Below are 18,569 nucleotides of genomic sequence, written 5' to 3'. Positions count from 1 at the left end.
ATATGACACCGAACACCCGCGTCAAGGAACGAGCAGAGGAACAGTCGAGCGCCATGTCGTCCGACCAGCAGGCCCTGATCCGGATGGTGGCAAACGACCTCCACAGGCTCAACCAGTCGGTCATGAAAGCGGTCGATTCCGGTGTGTCCGTGGAACTGGTCCGCTCAGCACGCCATCATGGCGGGGAGGGAAACTGGGGCGACCTCTTGGTGCCGGTCATCGTCACCAATCGTCTGGCCGGCTCCTGACACCGGCCTGACGACCTCCAGTCGAGCGCCCGCGCAAGGTCTCCTGCGCGGGCGCTTTTTCTTGTTCACGGGCAGTCCGCGACCCGGTGATCAAACAACACAAACGATTCAGGTTTGAAGAAAATCTTCGCCACCACACCGATGGCAAACAAATATTGATTGCGAAACAGGCACATGCCGATTCTGACGTATTTGTAACTTGACTTCTCAACTACAGTGACATTGATTTCCCATAAATCTCAACCGGGCATTGAAATCCACAATCCAGCCGATGGCGAACATATGATGGTAGACAGACATGCAACCGACCGGCCTTCCGATGGGAACGGTGCGGCCGTAGCGGGGTCCTGTGTTGCCGACCCAACGCAGGCCCTGGTCATCGCCGCCTCCCCAATCAACCGCATCGTGCTCACGCGCATTGCCCAGCGCGCCTACCTGAAAGTTCAGGCGATGGAGCCGGTGGAAGCGAGACGCATACTCTCTGCGACTTCCCCGCTGGCCCGTCCGGGTCTGGTGATCGTCGACATCGACGCCCAGATGCAGATGTCGGACGACCTGTTCCTGCATCTGGAGCAGCACAGAAGCGCCTCGCCACGCCGGCTCCCGCTCGTCATCACCATCGTCCCTTCCCGCCTTGATGCTTCTCCAACGGTCGAGCATGTGGATGCGCGCGTGGTTCGCCCCGTGACACCGGAGACGCTGCAGCCCGTCATCCAGCGCCTGCTGACGGCTGTGCAGGCGTGAGACTGGGCTCTTCCCTTTCCTCCGGCCGCAAGTCTATACTCCGGCATCCAAACAATAATCCCTGGTGATTGATGCCTGACAGGAAGAAGCTAGCCCGCCGCGCCGGCCGAGGTGAATCCGTACGCGCGCCCGCATTTCTGAAAAACCTTCGCGGTGTGAAGGACTGGAAGCAGGCCACGGCCTGGCTGGAATGGCGCGGCATCGAGGACATTGAGTGCATCACACCCGATCAGGCCGGTGTTGCCCGCGGCAAGATGATGCCCTCCAAGAAATTCACGTCGAACACGTCGCTGGCGCTGCCCTCGGCCGTCTTCATGACGACGATTTCCGGCGAGTATCCCGAGAACAGCGGCGATTTCGTCTATCCGGAAGACGATGGTGACCTGAAGCTCCTGCCGGATCTCTCCACGCTCTCTTCGGTCCCGTGGGAGACCGATCCGACCGCGCAGGTGATCTGCGATCTCGTGCACCAGGATGGGCGCGATGTTGCGTTCAGCCCGCGCAACGTCTTGAAGCGTGTGGTGGCCGAATATGCCAAACATGGCCTGAAACCCATCGTCGCGCCGGAAATCGAATTCTACCTCGTCCACAAGAACCCCGACCCGGACTATCCGCTCACCCCGCCTGTCGGGCGCTCCGGTCGTCCCATCGGTGGCGGTCAGGGTTATTCCATTGCCGGCGTCAACGAGTTCGACGAGCTGATCGACGACATCTACCATTTCTCCGAGGGCCAGGGGCTCGAGATCGACACGCTGATCCACGAAGAAGGGGCCGGCCAGCTCGAGATCAATCTGCGCCATGGCGACCCGATCGAGCTTGCCGATCAGGTGTTCATGTTCAAGCGCACGATTCGCGAGGCAGCGCTGAAACACGATACCTACGCGACCTTTATGGCCAAGCCGATCCAGAACCAGCCGGGTTCCGCGATGCACATCCACCAGTCGGTCGTGTCGCTTAAAACCGGCCAGAACGTCTTTTCCGACGAGAAGGGCGAGGAGACCGACGTGTTCCGCCACTTCATCGGTGGGCTGCAAAGGCACATTCCCAACGCCCTCATCATGCTGGCGCCCTATGTGAATTCCTATCGCAGGCTCACCCAGGGCACGGCGGTTCCCGTCAACACACGCTGGGGCTATGACAACCGCACAACGGCCTTCCGTGTGCCACGTTCCGATCCCGCCGCGCGGCGCGTTGAAAACCGCATTCCCTCTTCCGATGCCAATCCCTATCTGGCGCTGGCGGCCTCGCTCGCCTGTGGCCTTGTCGGCATTCTGGAGAAGAACAAGCCCGATGCCCCTGCCGGCACCGCCGTCAACCAGGATGAAATCGAACTGCCGCGCGGCCTTCTGGAAGCCGTTGCGCTGTTTGAAGATGACGAGAGCCTGAAAGAGATGCTCGGCGCGCCGTTCGTCTCCACCTTCGCGGCGATCAAGCGGGCAGAGTTCGAGACCTTCATGCAGGTCATCAGCCCGTGGGAGCGCGAATACCTGCTGCTCAACGTTTAGGGTCAGGCCCCATGCCCTACCAGTCGCCCGTATCGCCCGGCCTCTCGTGGTATGAAGCGACCGTTGGCGCGCGTCCAGAATATCCGGCACTTGATGGCGGCTGCCGCGTCGATATCGCCGTCATCGGCGGTGGCTTCACCGGCCTTTCCGCCGCCGCACATCTCGCAAAGGCAGGCGTCAACGTTGCGCTGATCGAGGCGCACCGTTTCGGTGACGGTGCATCGGGCCGCAATGGCGGGCAGCTCGGCACCGGCCAGCGCGCCTGGGCCGAGGAGCTTGAGGCCGAGCTCGGCTTTACCCGCGCAAAAGCCCTGTTCGACCTCGCCGAAGAGGCCAAGGCCCATCTGCTCGATTTCACCACCGCCAACGCCATCGAAATCGACTATCGGCCCGGCCAGCTTTCGGTGGTTCACAAGCGGCGCTATCTGGACGAATACCGCCGACACGCGGACATCATGCGCGAGCGCTTCGGCTATCCCCACATCACCTATATGGACGAGGCCCAGACCGCCCAACGCCTCGGCTCGACACGCTATTTCGGGGGCATTCGCGACACCGGCACCGGCCATATTCACCCGCTCAAACTGGTGGTTGGCACCGCACGCGTGGCAGCGGAGGCTGGCGCAAAGCTCTTTGAAAACACTCCCGCCACGAAGATCGCTTCAGATGCTGGCGGTGTTCGCATCGAGACGCCCACCGGCACCATCACCGCCGACAAATGCCTGATCGCCACCAATGCCTATGGCGGCGATCTGGAACCGAAGAGCGCGGCCCATGTCATGCCCATCGGCTCCTTCATCGGCGCCACGCCGCCGCTCGGCGACGACAGCCCGGTCCTTCCGGGCGGCGAGGCGGTGGACGATTCCCGTTTCGTCGTGCGGTATTTCCGGCGCTCTGCCGACGGGCGTCTGCTCTTCGGGGGGCGTGAAATCTATGCACCCGGCGAAGACAGGGCGATCCACCAGCACATCCGCCGCCAGATCGCAGAGCTCTATCCGGCCTTGAGCGATGTGGAGCTCACTCATGCATGGGGTGGTTATGTGGGCATAACCATGCCCAGAAAACCCTATGTGCGTGAGGTCATGCCGAATGTGATCTTCGCCGGCGGCTATTCCGGCCATGGCGTCATGCTGTCGAACTTTGTCGGCAGGCTCTATGCCGAAACCGTGTGTGGAAACCGCGATCGGCTACGCCTCTTCGAGGAGCTCAAGATACCGCCCTTCCCCGGCGGACGGCGCCTGCGCCCGATCCTGATGTTTCTGGCCCTCAACTGGTACGCCCTGCGCGATCGGCTTTAGAGGCAGAATGCTCACCGTTGCATTGCGGTCGTTCGTGGTTCGACAAGCTCACCATGAGGGTGGGTAGAGACCTGCAGGAACAATCCCAGCATCGCGTGGCCAGTCTCTCCCGAAAGCGCCCACATCCCTCATGGTGAGCTTGTCGAACCACGCACCACGCACAGCGCCGTCATCATGCTACAACGGCCAGAAGAACAGGATCGCCGGCACCGACACCGCAATGATCAGCACTTCCAGCGGCAGACCCATGCGCCAATAATCGCCAAATCGATAACCACCCGGCCCCATGATGATCGTGTTGTTCTTGTGGCCGATGGGTGTGAGGAACGCGCAGGAAGCGGCCACGGCGACCCCCATCAGGAAAGGATCAGGCGAAACGTCGAGCCCCTTGGCGATGGAAAGCCCCACCGGAGCAGCAATCAGCGCCGTCGCCACATTGTTCAAAAAGTCCGAAAGCGTCATCGTCACGATCATCAGGATCGCAAGGATCGCCCAGGCGGGCAGTGCGCCAGTCAGCGAAAGAATGGAATCGGCAATCAGCTTGGTGCCGCCGGAATCCTCGAGTGCCAGCCCGAGCGGAATGAGCGAGGCTAGGAGCACGATCACCGGCCATTCGACGGATTCGTAGACTTCGCGCGCGCCAACCACATTGAACAGCGCATAGATGGCGACTGCACCGGCCAGTGCCACGGCGAGCGGCACGAAGCCCATGACCGAAGTCGCCACCGCCGCCGCAAAAACGCCCACGGCAAACAGCGCCTTGCCGCGCTGGATCACCGTATGGCTCTTTTCAGCCAGCGGCAGCACGCCCAGCCAGTCGGCAGCATCGTTCACCCGGCTTTCAGGCCCTAGAAGAAGCACCACGTCGCCCGGCTTGATGACCAGCTTGCGCACCCGCTCGCGGAACCTGCGCCCCTGACGCGAGACACCCAGCAGGGTCACGCCGCGGCGATAAAGCAGCCGCAGATCGTTCGCGGTGCGTCCCACCATATGGGCGTTGTCGGGAACGATGGCTTCCACCAGCACCAGAGACTTGCCGCGAATGCCACCGTGTTCTTCGGAACCCGGCGCATCGAGGTCAGCAGCGCCGATGAAGGCTTCAATGGATTTCGGATCGCCTTCGAGAATGACGTGATCGCTCTTGCGCAATTCCTCGCCGGCGGCAAATCCCGGCAGGCGCTTGCCGCGACGCACGAGACCGAGAACGGTCACATCGTGCTCATCGGCAAGCGGGTAGAGTTCGCTGACCGCCTTGCCAATGAAACCGGACTTTTCTTTCACGCCCGCTTCCGCAACGAACAGGCCAGCCGCCCCGTCTTCTCCGACAGCCGCCGCCTGTCCAGTATCAGGGATCAGCCGCCACCCGACCGTTGTCACGAACGCAATGCCGACAATGGCACACACCAGCCCCACCGGCGAAAAATCGAACATGGAGAAGGATTCACCCAGCGCCCGCCCGCGAAATTCTGCGATGACGATGTTGGGCGGCGTGCCGATCAGCGTGATCATGCCGCCGAGGATCGTCGCAAAGGATAGCGGCATCAGCGATTGCGAGACGGGGCGCTTGGCCTTCTTTGCCGCCTCGATGTCGAGGGTCATCAGCATGACCAGCGCGGCCACATTGTTGATGACAGCGGAGAGACCCGCGCCGATCACCGACATGAAGCCGATATGCGTGGAAAGGGAACGCCCCGACGAGAGTACGAAACGTGCGATCAGTTCCACCGCGCCCGCGTTCATCATGGCGCGCGAGACGATCAGCACCAGGGCGATGATGACCACAGCCTCGTGGCCAAAGCCCATGAATGCGTCATGCGCATCCACAACACCCGCCACCACCGCGATGATCAGAGCCGCGAAGGCAACCAGATCATAGCGAATGCGACCCCAGACAAGGAAAGCAAAGACGACGCCCAGCAGACTGAAGAGAAAGATCTGCTCATAGGTCATGCATGTGCCCCCTGCCTGCGGTCGCTGATTGTCTCGGTAGCGGTCTGTTGGTCGATCCGACTATAGGAAAGTCCGCGCTGGACGTCTGGTTCCCGTATCCGTTGAATTGCCGTTCAACTCCGCATCCTCAGATGCAGCGCCCGCCGTCCACTTCCAGCGCAACACCGGTGATGAATTCCGCTTCGTCGGAAGCAAGCCACAGGGCCGCATTGGCGATGTCTAGCGGGGTGGAAAGCCGGCCGAGCGGAATGGATGCGCGGAACTGCGCGCGCTTCTCCGGCGTGTCCTCGCCCATGAACTGATCGAGCATGCCGGTTTCGCCCGCCACCGGGCAAAGGCAGTTCACGCGGATGTTCTGCGGCGCGAGCTCCACGGCCATGGACTTGGTCGCGGTGATCGCCCAGCCCTTCGAGGCATTGTACCAGGTAAGACCCGGACGCGGGCGCAGGCCGGCCGTCGACGCGGTGGTGATGATCGAGCCGCCGCCCTGCTTGTCCATGATCGGCACCACGGCCTGGGCTGCGTGATAGATCGCCTTCATGTTGACGGCGGTGATGAGATCGAAGGTTTCCTCGCCCACGTCAAGCATGGGGCCATTGCGATGCGTATAGCCTGCATTGTTGACCATGATGTCGAGCCGGCCATGGGCCTGCATGGCGGCATCCACCATCGCGTCCACATCGGCCTTCATGGAAACATCGGCGGTGACGGGCAGCGCAGCTTCGCCAATCTCGCCGGCGATCTTTTCCGCACCCTTCGCATTCAGATCGGCGACGATGACCTTCGCGCCTTCCTCGGCGAAACGCTTTGCCATTCCTGCGCCAAAACCGGACGCCGCGCCGGTGATGACGGCGACCTTGCCTTCAAGTCGTGCCATTTCAAAATTTCCTGTCAGTGTTAGCCGTGGTTGAAAACGATTGTCTTTGTGGCGGACATGTCGAACAGGGCTTCAAAGCCCTTTTCGCGCCCGTGGCCGGACTTCTTGAAACCGCCAAAGGGGAGTTCGATGCCGCCGCCCGCACCATAGCCATTGACGAAGACCTGACCGGCACGCACGCGTTTTGCCACACGGTGCTGGCGCGCGCCGTCGCGGGTCCAAATGCCGGCCACGAGGCCAAATTCGGTATCGTTGGCAAGCCGGATGGCATCCGCCTCATCCTCGAAGGGAAAGAGCGAGAGGACAGGCCCGAACACCTCTTCTTGTGCCAACGCTGCCTTCGGGTCGACCGCACCGAAAAGCGCCGGCGCCTGATAATAGCCGCCCTCCGGCGCATCCGGATGCACCGTGCCCTCGGCCAGAAGCGGGATGCCGGCTTCCTTTGCGGCCGCGATAAATCCGGCGACCTTGTCGCGCTGTGCCGGGTTGACCAGCGGGCCGATGTCGAGATCGGCATCATGCGGCCCTGCAACCAGCTTCGAGAAGCGCTCCGCCAGGGCCGAAGCCACTTTCTCGTAAATCGGCTTTTCGATCAGCACGCGGCTGCCGGCAGAGCAGGTCTGCCCGCCATTCTGGATGATGGCATTGACGAGCACCGGAAGCGCCGCCTCGATATCCGCGTCGGCGAACACGATCTGGGGCGACTTACCGCCCAGTTCCATGGTCACGCCGCGATTGTTCACCGCTGCTGCCTGCTGGATTGCCGTGCCGGTCATCGGCGAGCCGGTAAAGGTCACGTAATCCACCAGCGGATGCGCGGAAAGGGCGGCACCGGCGCTGCGGCCATAGCCGGTGATGACGTTGAACACGCCTTCGGGAATGCCCGCCTCATGCGCCAGTTCGGCGATGCGGATCGTGGTCAGAGATGCGTCCTCGGCGGGCTTCACCACCAGCGTGTTGCCCATGGCAAGGGCCGCGCCCACAACGCGGGCGAGAATCTGCATCGGGTAGTTCCACGGCGTGATGCCCACCACCACGCCATGCGGCTCGCGCAGCGTCAGCGCCGTGTAGCCGTCGAGAAACGGGATCGTGTCGCCGTGTATCTTGTCGGCCGCGCCGCCGTAAAACTCGTAATAGCGCATGGTGGCCGTCACATCGGCCTTGCCCTGGCGGATCGGCTTGCCGGTGTCGCGCGATTCAAGTGCTGCCAGTTCCTCGCCGTGCTTTTCTACCAGATGAAAGAGCCGCGTCAGGCAGCGTCCGCGCTCCACCGCCGGCATGCGGCTCCATGGCCCCTCGTCAAACGCCTTGCGGGCGGACTTCACCGCCAGATCCACATCCGCCTCATTCGAAGCGGGGATGGACGCGAAAACCCTGCCGTCGGACGGGCAGCGAACGTCGATCCGTTCGCCCGAGAGCGAATCGACGGAGCGCCCGTCGATGAACTGCATGAAAGCGCGGCCCTCAGCCACGCTGCGCGAAAAATGGGTTCCCATCCCTGCCGCTCCGGTTTGTAATGTCAGTGCGCAAGCCTATGCTCGCGAAGGGAACCATGGGAAACCCGCCATGCGAAGACATGTCAAGGCACAAATGGTTATGCAGGCTTGGCTCAGCCTCGATATGCGCGTGCGACGGAATCCCATCTGGCTTTCTTAAATCGATTAGACTATAGCAACGGCAAGCTCTACGGACGCAGACGGAGAAACCATGACCAGCCAGACAATTCCGGTCGAACCTTTCGATCTCGTGGTGTTCGGCGCCACGGGCGACCTCTCCGAACGCAAGCTTCTGCCGGCGCTCTATCAGCGTCAGCGGGCGGGGCAATTCACCGACCCGACCCGCATTATCGGTTCCTCGCGCACCAAACTCTCCGACGAAGAGTTTCGCACCTTTGCCGAGAAAGCGATCCGCGAGCATGTCGCCAAGGACGATATCGAGCCGAAGGAGCTCAAGCATTTTCTGGCTCGTCTTTCCTATGTGCCAGCGGATGCGAAATCGGGGGAAGGCTTTGCCGACCTCAAAACCGAAGTCGGTGACAGCAAGAGCGTACGCGCCTTCTACATGGCCGTCGCCCCAAGCCTTTTCGACGACATTGTCGGACAGGTGGACAAGCACGGCCTGTCGACGGACACGGCCCGCGTGATCGTTGAAAAGCCCATTGGCCGTTCGCTGGCCTCCGCGCACGAATTGAACGACGCCATCGCCCGCGTCTTTGACGAGCACAATGTGTTCCGCATCGACCACTATCTCGGCAAGGAGACGGTGCAGAACCTGATGGCGCTGCGCTTTGCCAATGCGCTCTACGAACCGCTCTGGAACTCCGCCCATATCGACCATGTGCAGATCACGGTGGCCGAATCCGTCGGGCTGGAAGGCCGTGCCGGCTATTACGACAAGGCCGGCGCGCTGCGCGACATGGTGCAGAACCACATCCTCCAGCTTCTCTGCCTCGTTGCCATGGAGGCGCCCGCCTCGATGGACGCCGATACGGTGCGCGATGAAAAGCTGAAAGTGCTGCGCGCGCTGAAGCCCATCACCACCGCAAGCGCGGAAAAGGCGACCGTGCGCGGCCAGTACCGCGCCGGCGCTTCCAATGGCGGCGCGGTGAAGGGCTATACGGAAGAGCTGGAAAGCGGTGAAAGCAACACCGAAACCTTCGTCGCCATCAAGGCGGAGATCGAGAACTGGCGCTGGGCGGGCGTGCCCTTCTATCTGCGCACCGGAAAGCGGCTCGCCACCCGCGTTTCGGAAATCGTCATCGAGTTCAAGCCGATCCCGCATTCCATCTTCGAGGATGGCGCCGGCAAGGTCTTTGCCAATCAGCTCGTCATCCGCCTGCAGCCGGACGAAGGCGTCAAACAGTGGATCATGATCAAGGATCCAGGCCCCGGCGGCATGCGGCTGCGCCATGTGCCGCTCGACATGAGCTTTGCCGAATCCTTCAGCGTGCGCAATCCCGATGCCTATGAGCGGCTGATCATGGATGTGATCCGTGGCAACCAGACCCTGTTCATGCGCCGCGACGAGGTGGAAGCTGCATGGCGCTGGATCGACCCGATCATTGCCGCCTGGGAAGACAATGAACAGCCGGCGCAGGGTTATACCGCCGGAACGTGGGGGCCATCTTCCTCCATTGCGCTGATCGAGCGCGACGGCCGCACCTGGCACGAGAGCATCTGACCATGGTGGACTGCAAATGGCATGAATTCGCCTCGCCCGAGGCGCTGGCAAAAGAGCTTTCAGCAAACGTTGCCGAAAAGCTGGCCACCGCCGTCAAGGAGCGGGGTCATGCGGTGATCGCCGTCTCCGGCGGCCGCACGCCTGCCCTCTTTTTCGACCATCTGTCACGACGCGACATCCCGTGGGACAAAGTTACCGTCACCCTTGTGGACGAGCGTTTCGTTCCGGCCGATTCACCACGCTCCAATGCCCGGCTGGTCGCCCAGCACCTTTTGCAGAACAAGGCCGCCCGAGCCGCCTTTGTCGGCCTCTACCAACCAGCCGACAGCATTGCCGAGGCGGCCGAAAAAGCCGCAGGCGTGGTCGCGGAAATACCGGCACCCCTCGACGTGGTGGTGCTCGGCATGGGCAATGACATGCACACTGCGTCATTCTTCCCTGATGCCACCACCATCGAGACGCTGCTCAAACCGGTGGAAGGACCAGACGTGCTCCCTGTCTCTTCCGAAAGTGCCGGCGAGCCGCGCCTGACGCTCTCCATGAACCGCATTGCCGGCACGCGTTTCCTTGCCATCCATATCGAGGGAGACGACAAGCGCGAAACGCTTGAAGGAGCGCTTGCCATGCAACCCGGCCCGGCCGCACCCATCACCGCGGTGCTTGCCGGAGCAAAACACCCGGCCCGGATCTTCTGGGCACCCGCCAGCCAGAGCTAAGGCGCGGGACCAAACGTAAAAACAGGACGCAACGCCATGACCGCCAGACCCGAAATCGAAGCCGTCACAGCCCGCATCCGCGAGCGTTCTCGCGCCAGCCGCGAAGCCTATCTGGAGCGCCTCGACCATGCTGCCGGTCAAGCGGTGCACCGCTCCGTTCTCTCCTGCGGAAACCTCGCCCATGGGTTCGCCGCCTGCGGTCCGACCGACAAGGTAGCACTTTCCGGCGACCGGGTCCCCAATCTCGGCATCATCACCGCCTATAACGACATGCTCTCGGCGCACCAGCCCTTCGAGCCCTATCCCAACATGATCAAGGAGGCCGCGCGCGCGGCCGGCGGTGTGGCGCAGGTGGCAGGCGGCGTGCCGGCCATGTGCGACGGCGTTACCCAGGGTCAGCCCGGCATGGAGCTTTCGCTCTTCTCGCGCGATGTCATCGCCATGGCTGCCGCCGTCGGCCTGTCGCACAACATGTTCGATGCCGCCGTCTATCTCGGCGTCTGCGACAAGATCGTGCCGGGCCTCGTAATCGCCGCGCTCACCTTCGGCCATCTGCCTGCCGTCTTCATCCCCGCCGGTCCCATGACGTCGGGCCTGCCCAATGACGAAAAGGCGCGCATTCGCCAGCTTTATGCGGAGGGCAAGGTGGACCGCGCGGCCCTTCTTGAAGCGGAGTCCAAATCCTATCACGGACCCGGCACCTGCACCTTCTACGGCACCGCCAATTCCAACCAGATGCTGATGGAGATCATGGGCCTGCACACGCCCGGCTCCTCCTTCATCAACCCCAACACGCCGCTGCGCGACGCCCTGACGAAGGAAGCGGCCAAACGCGCGCTTGCCATCACGGCGCTCGGAAACGAGTTCACGCCCGTTGGCCGCATGATCGACGAGCGCTCCATCGTCAATGGCGTGGTCGGGCTCAACGCCACGGGCGGCTCCACCAACCACACCATGCATCTCGTTGCCATGGCGGCGGCAGCCGGCATCAAGCTCACCTGGGACGACATTGCCGAAATCTCCGACCACGTGCCGCTTCTCGCGCGCGTCTATCCCAACGGGCTTGCGGACGTGAACCATTTCAACGCCGCGGGCGGCATGGGCTTCCTGATTCGCGAACTGCTCGATGACGGCTATCTGCATGAAGATGTGCGCACCATCTGGGGCGAAGGTCTGCGGCCTTACACGGTGGAGGCGAAGCTTGCCGATGATGGCACTGTCGCGCGCCTGCCCGCGCCCGCCACCAGCGGCAACGAAAAGGTGCTCACCACTGCGGCCAAACCCTTCCAGCAGACCGGAGGCATTCGTGTCCTGTCCGGCAATCTCGGCAAGTCCATCATCAAGATTTCCGCCGTCAAGCCCGAGCACCGGCTGATCGAGGCGCCGGCAATCATCTTCCATTCGCAGGACGAGATGCAGGAGGCCTTCAAGGCCGGCAAGCTCGACCGCGACTTTATCGCGGTCATCCGCTTTCAGGGTCCCAAGGCCAATGGCATGCCCGAGCTCCACAAGCTCACGCCTGCCCTCGGCGTCTTGCAGGATCGTGGCCGGCGCATCGCGCTTGTCACCGATGGCCGAATGTCTGGCGCCTCCGGCAAGGTGCCGGCAGCCATCCATGTGACACCCGAAGCGCTCGACGGCGGCATGATCGGCAAGCTGCGTGACGGCGACCCGATGCGCCTTGACGCCGAGAAAGGCACAATCGAAGTGCTGGTCGACGCGGACGAACTCGCCGCGCGCGAAAGTGCTGCACCGGATCTTTCGGCCAACCAGTTCGGCATGGGGCGCGAGCTTTTTGCGGGTTTCCGCCAGCTCGCGGGACGGGCCGATCAGGGGGCTGCCGTTTTCTGATCTGGAACAATCAGCCGTCCCGGTGCATTCTCTCCATGATCGGAGGGGGCGGTGAACGGCTACTGGTTTCTTTTCAGACGGTTTTCAAGAGCCCTTTGGTTTCTGCCCGCGCTGTTCTGCGCGTCGGCGGTGCTCGTCGTCATACTCGCTTATCTCTCCGCCAACCTCTTCCCCGAGGGGCTTGAAGAAAGCGCGATCCCCATCACCGTCTCCGCAGACGCCCTGCGCAATATTCTCGGCATCGTTGCCTCGAGCATGCTGGCGGTGGCGGTGTTTGCACTCTCCACCCTCGTGAATCTTCTGACCAGCGCCGCGCAGACCGGTTCGCCGCGCGCTGTTCCGCTCTTTTCAGGCAATCGCGCCGCCCGCACCACGATATCAGTCTTCATCGGCGCATTCCTCTTCTCGATCATCGGCATTATCGGCCTGTCGAGCGGCATCTATACGCTGGGCGGACGTCTGATCCTGTTCATCGCCACCCTCTTTGTCGTCTTCGCGGTTGTCTGGGCTTTGATCCGTTGGGTACGCGAAATCTCGGTTGTGGGCCGCGTGGTGGAAATGACGAGCCGTCTGGAAGATGCCACCCGCCAGGCGCTCGACCGGCTTGGCCGCGACGGACTTTATGGGTGCAGCGCTGGCGAGGGTTCACCCATCGGGCACGAGGTTGCAGCAGGCAGTGTCGGTTTCGTGCAACATTTCGACCCCCACGCGCTACAGGACCTGGCGGAAGACAACGGGCTTGTCATCCATGTCCGTGTCCGGCCCGGAGACTATGTCGACCATGCGGCGATCATTGCCGTGGTGGTTGGCGAGGCGGATGAGGCGGTGCTGAAGGCCATCCGCGGCGATTTCATCATCGGCGAGGAGCGCACCTTCGATTCCGATCCCGGTTTCGGCTTTCTCGTTCTGGCCGATGTGGCGCGGCGAGCCCTGTCACCCGGGGTCAACGATCCCTCCACCGCCAACCATGTCCTCACGGTGCAGACGCGTCTTCTGGCCAACTGGGCGCTAAAGAAGAAGGAAGAGGAACGGAAGGATCCACCTTATCCGCGTATTCGCTTTATGCCGGTCAGCCCGGAGCGCTTGCTGGACAAGGCCTTTCGGCCGATCTCCTATGAAGCCGCATCTGCGGCGCCTGATGTTCAACAGGCACTGTTGCGCGGCCTGACCTCGCTCGCCCGCATCTCACCGAATGCTTTCGCAAAGGCCGCAGCGACCCTTGCAGAGGATTTCATGGCCCGCGCTGCCTCCGAGGGCTCGCACCAGCCCGACATTGCAGCTCTGAGAAAAGTGGCAGCCGACTTGACCGAAGGCACCGAGCGCCCTCGCCCTTCGACAAGCTCAGGATGAGGGCTACTTCAGCGTCGTCGGATAGCGTGGCTGGTGACATGCGTCTTGCGCCTCACCAGCCCTCATCCTGAGCTTGTCGAAGGGCGAGGGCGCCTGGCACAACCATCAAAATGAGCCAGAACACCAATCTCAATAGGTGGTGCGCCGCTCTTCGGAGGGCGGTCGCCCGAACTGCTGGCGGTAGCTCTGCGCGAAATAGGAGTGCGAGGTGAAACCCGTGGCAATCGCCACGTCGAGGATCGCCATATTGGTCTGACGCAGAAGCTCGCGCGCGCGCTCCAATCTCAACCGCATGTAATAACGCCCCGGCGTCATGCCCAGATGCCGCAGAAACAGCCGTTCCACCTGCCGCACTGAGAGGCTTGCGGCTCGTGCGAGCTGCACCGCCGAATAAGGTTCGTCCAGATTGTCGGCCATCAGCTCGACAATCTTCTTCAGCTTTTCCGATTTTCCTGTGAGATCGCGCTCCGGCCCCGTCCGCTGGCGGTCGCCCGGCGAGCGGATGCGCTCGTGCTGGAACTGGTTGGCCACCTCGTTGGCCAGTTCCACACCCAGGTCATTGCGCACGATTTCCAGCATCAGGTCTATGGAAGTGGTCACGCCGGCGCAGGTATAGCGCTTCCGGTCGATCTCATAGACATTGCCAGTGCACTCGATCTCTGGAAAGCGCTCCATGAAGGAGGCCCGGTTTTCCCAGTGGATCGTGCAGCGATGCCCCTCAAGCTGGCCGGCCTCTGCCAGAAGATAGGATCCCGCCGCCAGCGCCCCGAGAGCCGCGCCGCGACGGCCGAGCGAACGCAGACCCGCCAGCACCGTGCTCTTGCCGGGAAACTCCGTCGTCAGCCCGACACAGACAAACAGAATATCGACCGGTGGCAGGTCGGCGATCGCATAGTCGATCTTGATCGGCAGACCGTTGGAGGCCATCACCGCTTCACCATCGGCGGAGACGGTGACCCAGCTATAGACATCCCGTCCCAGAAGACGATTGGCCGAGCGCACGGTGTCGATGGCCGCCGCCAGCGAAAACATCGAGAATTTATCTACCAGCAGAAAGGCAAACTGCCGGGTGTCCTGCCGTGCCTCGCCCATGGCCAATTGTTGTAAAGCAGGCTGGTCGGGCAGGAAAGACATGGCTGATGATCCAGATCTGGCTCAGGCGCTAGAAGGCAGGAGGCTCAAGTCCCGCCTTGCGGAATGCCGATGTCAGCGTGTTCGCCATCAGCATGGCGATTGTCATCGGCCCGACGCCACCCGGCACCGGCGTGATCGCGCCGGCGTTTTCCTTCGCCTCGGCAAAAGCGACATCGCCGACAAGCCGGGTCTTTCCCTCGCCCTTTTCCGGTGCGGGGATGCGGTTGATGCCCACGTCGATCACCGTGGCGCCGGGTTTCACCCAGTCACCCCTGATCATTTCAGGGCGCCCAACCGCTGCCACCAGAATGTCGGCGGTCCTTGCAAGTGCGGGAAGGTCCTTCGTTCGACTGTGGGCAATCGTCACCGTGGCATTGGCGGCCAGAAGCAGGTTCGCCATCGGCTTGCCGACAATGTTGGAGCGTCCGATCACCACCGCCGAGAGGCCGGAAAGGTCGCGGCCGCGCACCCGTTCCAGCATCAGCATCGCACCGGCTGGCGTGCAGGGCACAAAGGCGCTGTCCAGTTCGCCGGTGCCGAGGCGGCCCACATTGATGAAATGGAAGCCATCAACATCTTTGTCGGGGTCGATGGTCTGGATGATGCGACCCTCATCGATATGTTTCGGCAGGGGGAGCTGCACCAGAATGCCATGGATCGCGGGATCGGCATTGAGCTCCTCGACCAACGCCACCAATTCTTCCTCGCCGGTCTCCTCCGGCAGCGAATGCTGCACAGAGTGAAACCCGCATTCCTTCGCGCGGCGCGATTTGGACGCGACATAGACCTGGCTGGCCGGATCCTCACCGACGATCACCACAGCAAGCCCCGGCGTCACCCCGGTCTCAGTGAGCCTGACGGTCTCGGTCTTGACCTTCGCCACCACATCCTCGGCGAGGGCTTTTCCGTCAATGATTTCGGCCATGTCTTTCCCCGGTGCAGCTATCAAGCGGTGCAAGGTGACTCTTCACGGGAAGAGGCTCGCACATGAGCCCGCATAATGGGGAAAACACAGAACCGCAATCCCGTCACAGCGCCGTTCCCTGACGTTATTGGAAAAGGCGGTGTTTCAGATCAGTAACGATGCCTGTTTGACCGGCGTGCCGTCAGCGCATCCACTTCGCGGCGCACAGCCTTGAGGCGGTCGTGTATCTCATCGAAGCGTTCGCTGCCCTCATCCTCGTCTTCGACACGCTCCCGCGCCTGCTGCGGCAGGACACCGAAGTCAGACTGAAACGGCATGGGAGCCTGCTGCCACATCGGATAGGTCTGCATCATAGGCATTCCCACCACCTGCGGCACCGGATGCATCATCGGCATCGGACCGGAGATCATCATGCCGGGGTGCATCGCCATCTGCGCTGCCGGCCACGCGGGCTGGGCAGCGAGCGCAGCGGCTGCCGGCGCATTCTGCTCCGGAGCGGGGCGGGGCTGGTAACGCTTTTCCCGGTGTTCCGCAGCGTATTCCACGAAATCCTCGCCCGCGTCCGTATCGAGATCGTCTGGAAACGCCTCATCGTCCTCCCAATCGGTTTCCGCACGCGCCATCGCACGGCGTTCACCCGACCGGAGAGACCAGTCCCGCGGACGCTCCCGCGATGCGGCACGGCGATCGTCACGCCCTTCATCTTCCCGCCAGTGCGAGCCGCCACCCGGCGGCGTGGGGTCCGGTTCGGGATCAGGGTCGCGCTCGTCGGCGCGCCGGCTGCCGTTACCGCCTGCATTCTCACCTGCGTAACCGCTCTGCCGCTCTGCCATGTTTTCGCGCAGGCTGCGGATCGCTCCACCGACAGCGCCAAGGCCCACACCAGCCATGAAACCCAGAATCATGCCCGCCATCGCGATCGAGGAGCGCGACGGACCCGTGGGATCGAGCGGCGGCACGGCCTGGGAAATCACGCTCACATTCGCGGTGTTGAGGCGCTCCTGCTGCCCGGTCTCGCGCGCCCTCAGGAGCAGCGCTTCATAAACCGAGCGTTTCGCATTGGCTTCGCGCTCCAGTTCACGAAGCGTGACGCGCTCCGACTCCAGATTGCCTTTCTGCACCTTGAGCCGCGCAAGCTGGCCGGAGAGATCCTGTTCAAGTTGCACCGCCCGCTGCAGCTCCACCTGGTTGGAGGCCACGACACGGCGCAGTTCGCGTGCGATCTCGTCGCGCGCGCCGACCAGTTCCGCGTCAACGGCCTGCCGGTCGGGATGGCGTGGGCCGAACCGCACCGCCAGCCTGCCGGCCTGCTGCTTCAGGCTCGAATATTGGGCAAGCAGTTCCGTCATCACCGGTGAGGCAACCTGCTCCGGCAGAGCGCCGCCAAGAACCGTTTCAACGTCCAGCGACCGTGCGGCGGCTGCGCGCGCATTCAGCTCCGACGTCCGCGCCCGCGCTGCCGAAAGCTGGTCGTTGAGACGCAGGATTTCCTCATCGGTGATCAGGCGTCCCTGCGCGTCGACAATGTCGTTCTTGGACTTGAAGTCGGCAACGGCGCGCTCGGCCTGCTCCACCTCATCGCGCAATGACTGCAACTGATCCGTGATTTCACGGTTGGCCCGGCCTGCCGTGGCGGACTGGAGCTCGCCATAGGTCGAGAGGAAAACATCCCGCGTGGTCGTTGCGATCAGTGCGGATTTGTCGGCATTCTTGGTGGTTGCGCCGATGGTGATGATGAAGGTTTTCGCGTTGCGTCCCACATCAAGCGCTTCGGCCAGGTTTTCGACGGCAATCGTGTGCCGTGCCGTGCCACTGTCATCATCGCCACTGCTGATCAGTGCCGAAATCAGCGCCCGCGGGCTAAGCAGCAGACCGAGAATACTCCCGCCACCCGTGCCGTTGAACTCCGGGTCGTCGGCCAGGTCGAGCTCATCCACAACCCTGGCAAGAACATTGCCTGAGGTGATGACGGCGACCTGGTTCTCGATCAGGGCGAGTGTCGCATCGGAGGGCAGTCCACCGCGCGTCAAATCGCGCTCGACGATCTGCAGATCACGCGGGTCGAACAGGAGCTGCGTGGCAGCATAGTACATTTTCGGCGTGGAAAGCGCGACCATCACGCCGATCACCGCACCGATAATCGTCGTCAGGACGATCAGCCATCTGGCACGCAGAATCCCGCCGATCACCTGAACGGGGTCGATCAACGGTCGCCACACCTGCTCGTCGGAGGCATGCCTTTGCGTCTGGTTCACATGCCGACGCTGCTGCGCGCGGCCGGAATTCTCATCGTTGGATACCGTGCGACCGCGCGGTTCCCGGCTCTCGGTAACGCGTTCGGCTTCGCGCAACGCCCAGGCCGGCTGCTGCCTCTGCGAACGGCTCTCGACCTCCGGCAAAGGGAAAAACTGGTCAAGCAAGCGCTTCCGCAGGGACGGACTTTCCGGTTTCTTCTTTTCAGTTGGCTCCGTACGTGACCGGAGCTTTTCGCGGGGCTGTCCGGTGGGTTTCGCCACGTTCCGGCCCGTCTCGGCACGGCGCAGATAGGCGTCCGCCGAAGCGGCCCGCTCCAGCCTCGATTCCTTCGCACCGGGCGACTGCTGCGGCCGGTCGGGCAGCGCCCAGCCATCGTGTCCCTTCCGCGCCTGCACCTGTTCCTGTCCAGCCTCCGGCCCAGGCTCCTGCATCGACAGCAGGGAACGTGCGCGCCCGCCACTCCGAGGCCTTTTCTTGCTTGGGTTTTCGGCGTCGAACATCGCGCGTGCAGCTTTCACTCATGAACATGAAGCGG

The 18,569-nt window shown here is 62.7% G+C and carries 14 protein-coding genes; 8 read left to right on the top strand and 6 right to left on the bottom strand.

The genetic code is table 11. The annotated features are described in order from the left end of the window. Positions 1 to 2 precede the first annotated feature (2 nt). The 4 genes from KUG85_RS08215 to KUG85_RS08200 all read left to right on the top strand — a co-directional run bounded on the left by KUG85_RS08215 (position 3) and on the right by KUG85_RS08200 (position 3,795). The gene (locus KUG85_RS08215; RefSeq protein ID WP_007006956.1) at positions 3 to 248 is read left to right on the top strand and encodes an SMc00767 family acetate metabolism repressor; all 246 of its coding nucleotides are present in this window, start codon (positions 3 to 5) and stop codon (positions 246 to 248) included. A gap of 285 nt (positions 249 to 533) precedes the next feature. Further along, complete coding sequence (locus KUG85_RS08210; RefSeq protein WP_223004830.1) at positions 534 to 992, top strand: response regulator; 459 nt, start codon at positions 534 to 536, stop codon at positions 990 to 992. 71 nt (positions 993 to 1,063) lie between these two features. Next, on the top strand, positions 1,064 to 2,497 hold the full coding sequence (locus tag KUG85_RS08205) for a glutamine synthetase family protein (RefSeq protein ID WP_223004829.1): 1,434 nt from the start codon (positions 1,064 to 1,066) through the stop codon (positions 2,495 to 2,497). 11 nt (positions 2,498 to 2,508) lie between these two features. Beyond that, positions 2,509 to 3,795 (top strand): NAD(P)/FAD-dependent oxidoreductase, encoded by a 1,287-nt coding sequence (locus KUG85_RS08200; protein ID WP_223004828.1) that lies wholly within the window; start codon positions 2,509 to 2,511, stop codon positions 3,793 to 3,795. 177 nt (positions 3,796 to 3,972) lie between these two features. On the opposite strand, the gene KUG85_RS08195 is transcribed toward KUG85_RS08200, so the two are convergent. The 3 genes from KUG85_RS08195 to KUG85_RS08185 form a co-directional block, all read right to left on the bottom strand. Then, positions 3,973 to 5,745, bottom strand: a complete 1,773-nt coding sequence (locus KUG85_RS08195) for an SLC13 family permease (protein ID WP_223004827.1) — start codon at positions 5,743 to 5,745, stop codon at positions 3,973 to 3,975. Positions 5,746 to 5,872: 127 nt separating this feature from the next. Next, positions 5,873 to 6,622 carry an SDR family oxidoreductase gene (locus tag KUG85_RS08190; RefSeq protein ID WP_223004826.1) on the bottom strand — a complete coding sequence of 250 codons (750 nt, stop codon included), beginning with the start codon at positions 6,620 to 6,622 and terminating at the stop codon, positions 5,873 to 5,875. A gap of 20 nt (positions 6,623 to 6,642) precedes the next feature. Beyond that, positions 6,643 to 8,118, bottom strand: coding sequence for an aldehyde dehydrogenase family protein (locus KUG85_RS08185; RefSeq protein ID WP_223004825.1), 1,476 nt, complete (start codon positions 8,116 to 8,118; stop codon positions 6,643 to 6,645). 211 nt (positions 8,119 to 8,329) lie between these two features. On the opposite strand from KUG85_RS08185, the gene zwf reads away from it, so the two are divergent. From zwf to KUG85_RS08165, 4 genes are read left to right on the top strand one after another with little or no spacing between them, the layout of a single operon-like run. Continuing rightward, positions 8,330 to 9,802 carry a glucose-6-phosphate dehydrogenase gene (gene zwf / locus KUG85_RS08180; RefSeq protein ID WP_223004824.1) on the top strand — a complete coding sequence of 491 codons (1,473 nt, stop codon included), beginning with the start codon at positions 8,330 to 8,332 and terminating at the stop codon, positions 9,800 to 9,802. Positions 9,803 to 9,804: 2 nt separating this feature from the next. Beyond that, on the top strand, positions 9,805 to 10,518 hold the full coding sequence (gene pgl / locus KUG85_RS08175; protein WP_223004823.1) for a 6-phosphogluconolactonase: 714 nt from the start codon (positions 9,805 to 9,807) through the stop codon (positions 10,516 to 10,518). A 36-nt stretch (positions 10,519 to 10,554) separates the two neighbouring features. Continuing rightward, on the top strand, positions 10,555 to 12,369 hold the full coding sequence (edd, locus tag KUG85_RS08170; protein ID WP_223004822.1) for a phosphogluconate dehydratase: 1,815 nt from the start codon (positions 10,555 to 10,557) through the stop codon (positions 12,367 to 12,369). A 51-nt stretch (positions 12,370 to 12,420) separates the two neighbouring features. After that, positions 12,421 to 13,719, top strand: coding sequence for a DUF2254 domain-containing protein (locus KUG85_RS08165; protein ID WP_223004821.1), 1,299 nt, complete (start codon positions 12,421 to 12,423; stop codon positions 13,717 to 13,719). Positions 13,720 to 13,848: 129 nt separating this feature from the next. Here the strand turns inward: KUG85_RS08165 and KUG85_RS08160 are convergent, their stop codons facing one another. The 3 genes from KUG85_RS08160 to KUG85_RS08150 all read right to left on the bottom strand — a co-directional run bounded on the left by KUG85_RS08160 (position 13,849) and on the right by KUG85_RS08150 (position 18,429). Then, positions 13,849 to 14,811: a GlxA family transcriptional regulator gene (locus tag KUG85_RS08160; protein WP_007006944.1), complete on the bottom strand. Its 963-nt coding sequence runs from the start codon at positions 14,809 to 14,811 to the stop codon at positions 13,849 to 13,851. A gap of 70 nt (positions 14,812 to 14,881) precedes the next feature. Then, positions 14,882 to 15,778, bottom strand: coding sequence for a bifunctional methylenetetrahydrofolate dehydrogenase/methenyltetrahydrofolate cyclohydrolase FolD (folD, locus tag KUG85_RS08155; RefSeq protein WP_223004820.1), 897 nt, complete (start codon positions 15,776 to 15,778; stop codon positions 14,882 to 14,884). A 149-nt stretch (positions 15,779 to 15,927) separates the two neighbouring features. Beyond that, complete coding sequence (locus KUG85_RS08150; protein ID WP_255606308.1) at positions 15,928 to 18,429, bottom strand: GumC family protein; 2,502 nt, start codon at positions 18,427 to 18,429, stop codon at positions 15,928 to 15,930. Positions 18,430 to 18,569 lie beyond the last annotated feature (140 nt).

The sequence above is a fragment of the Nitratireductor rhodophyticola genome (genome assembly GCF_019891355.1).
Taxonomy (GTDB): domain Bacteria; phylum Pseudomonadota; class Alphaproteobacteria; order Rhizobiales; family Rhizobiaceae; genus Nitratireductor; species Nitratireductor rhodophyticola.
This window is presented reverse-complemented; position numbering and strand designations above follow the sequence as displayed.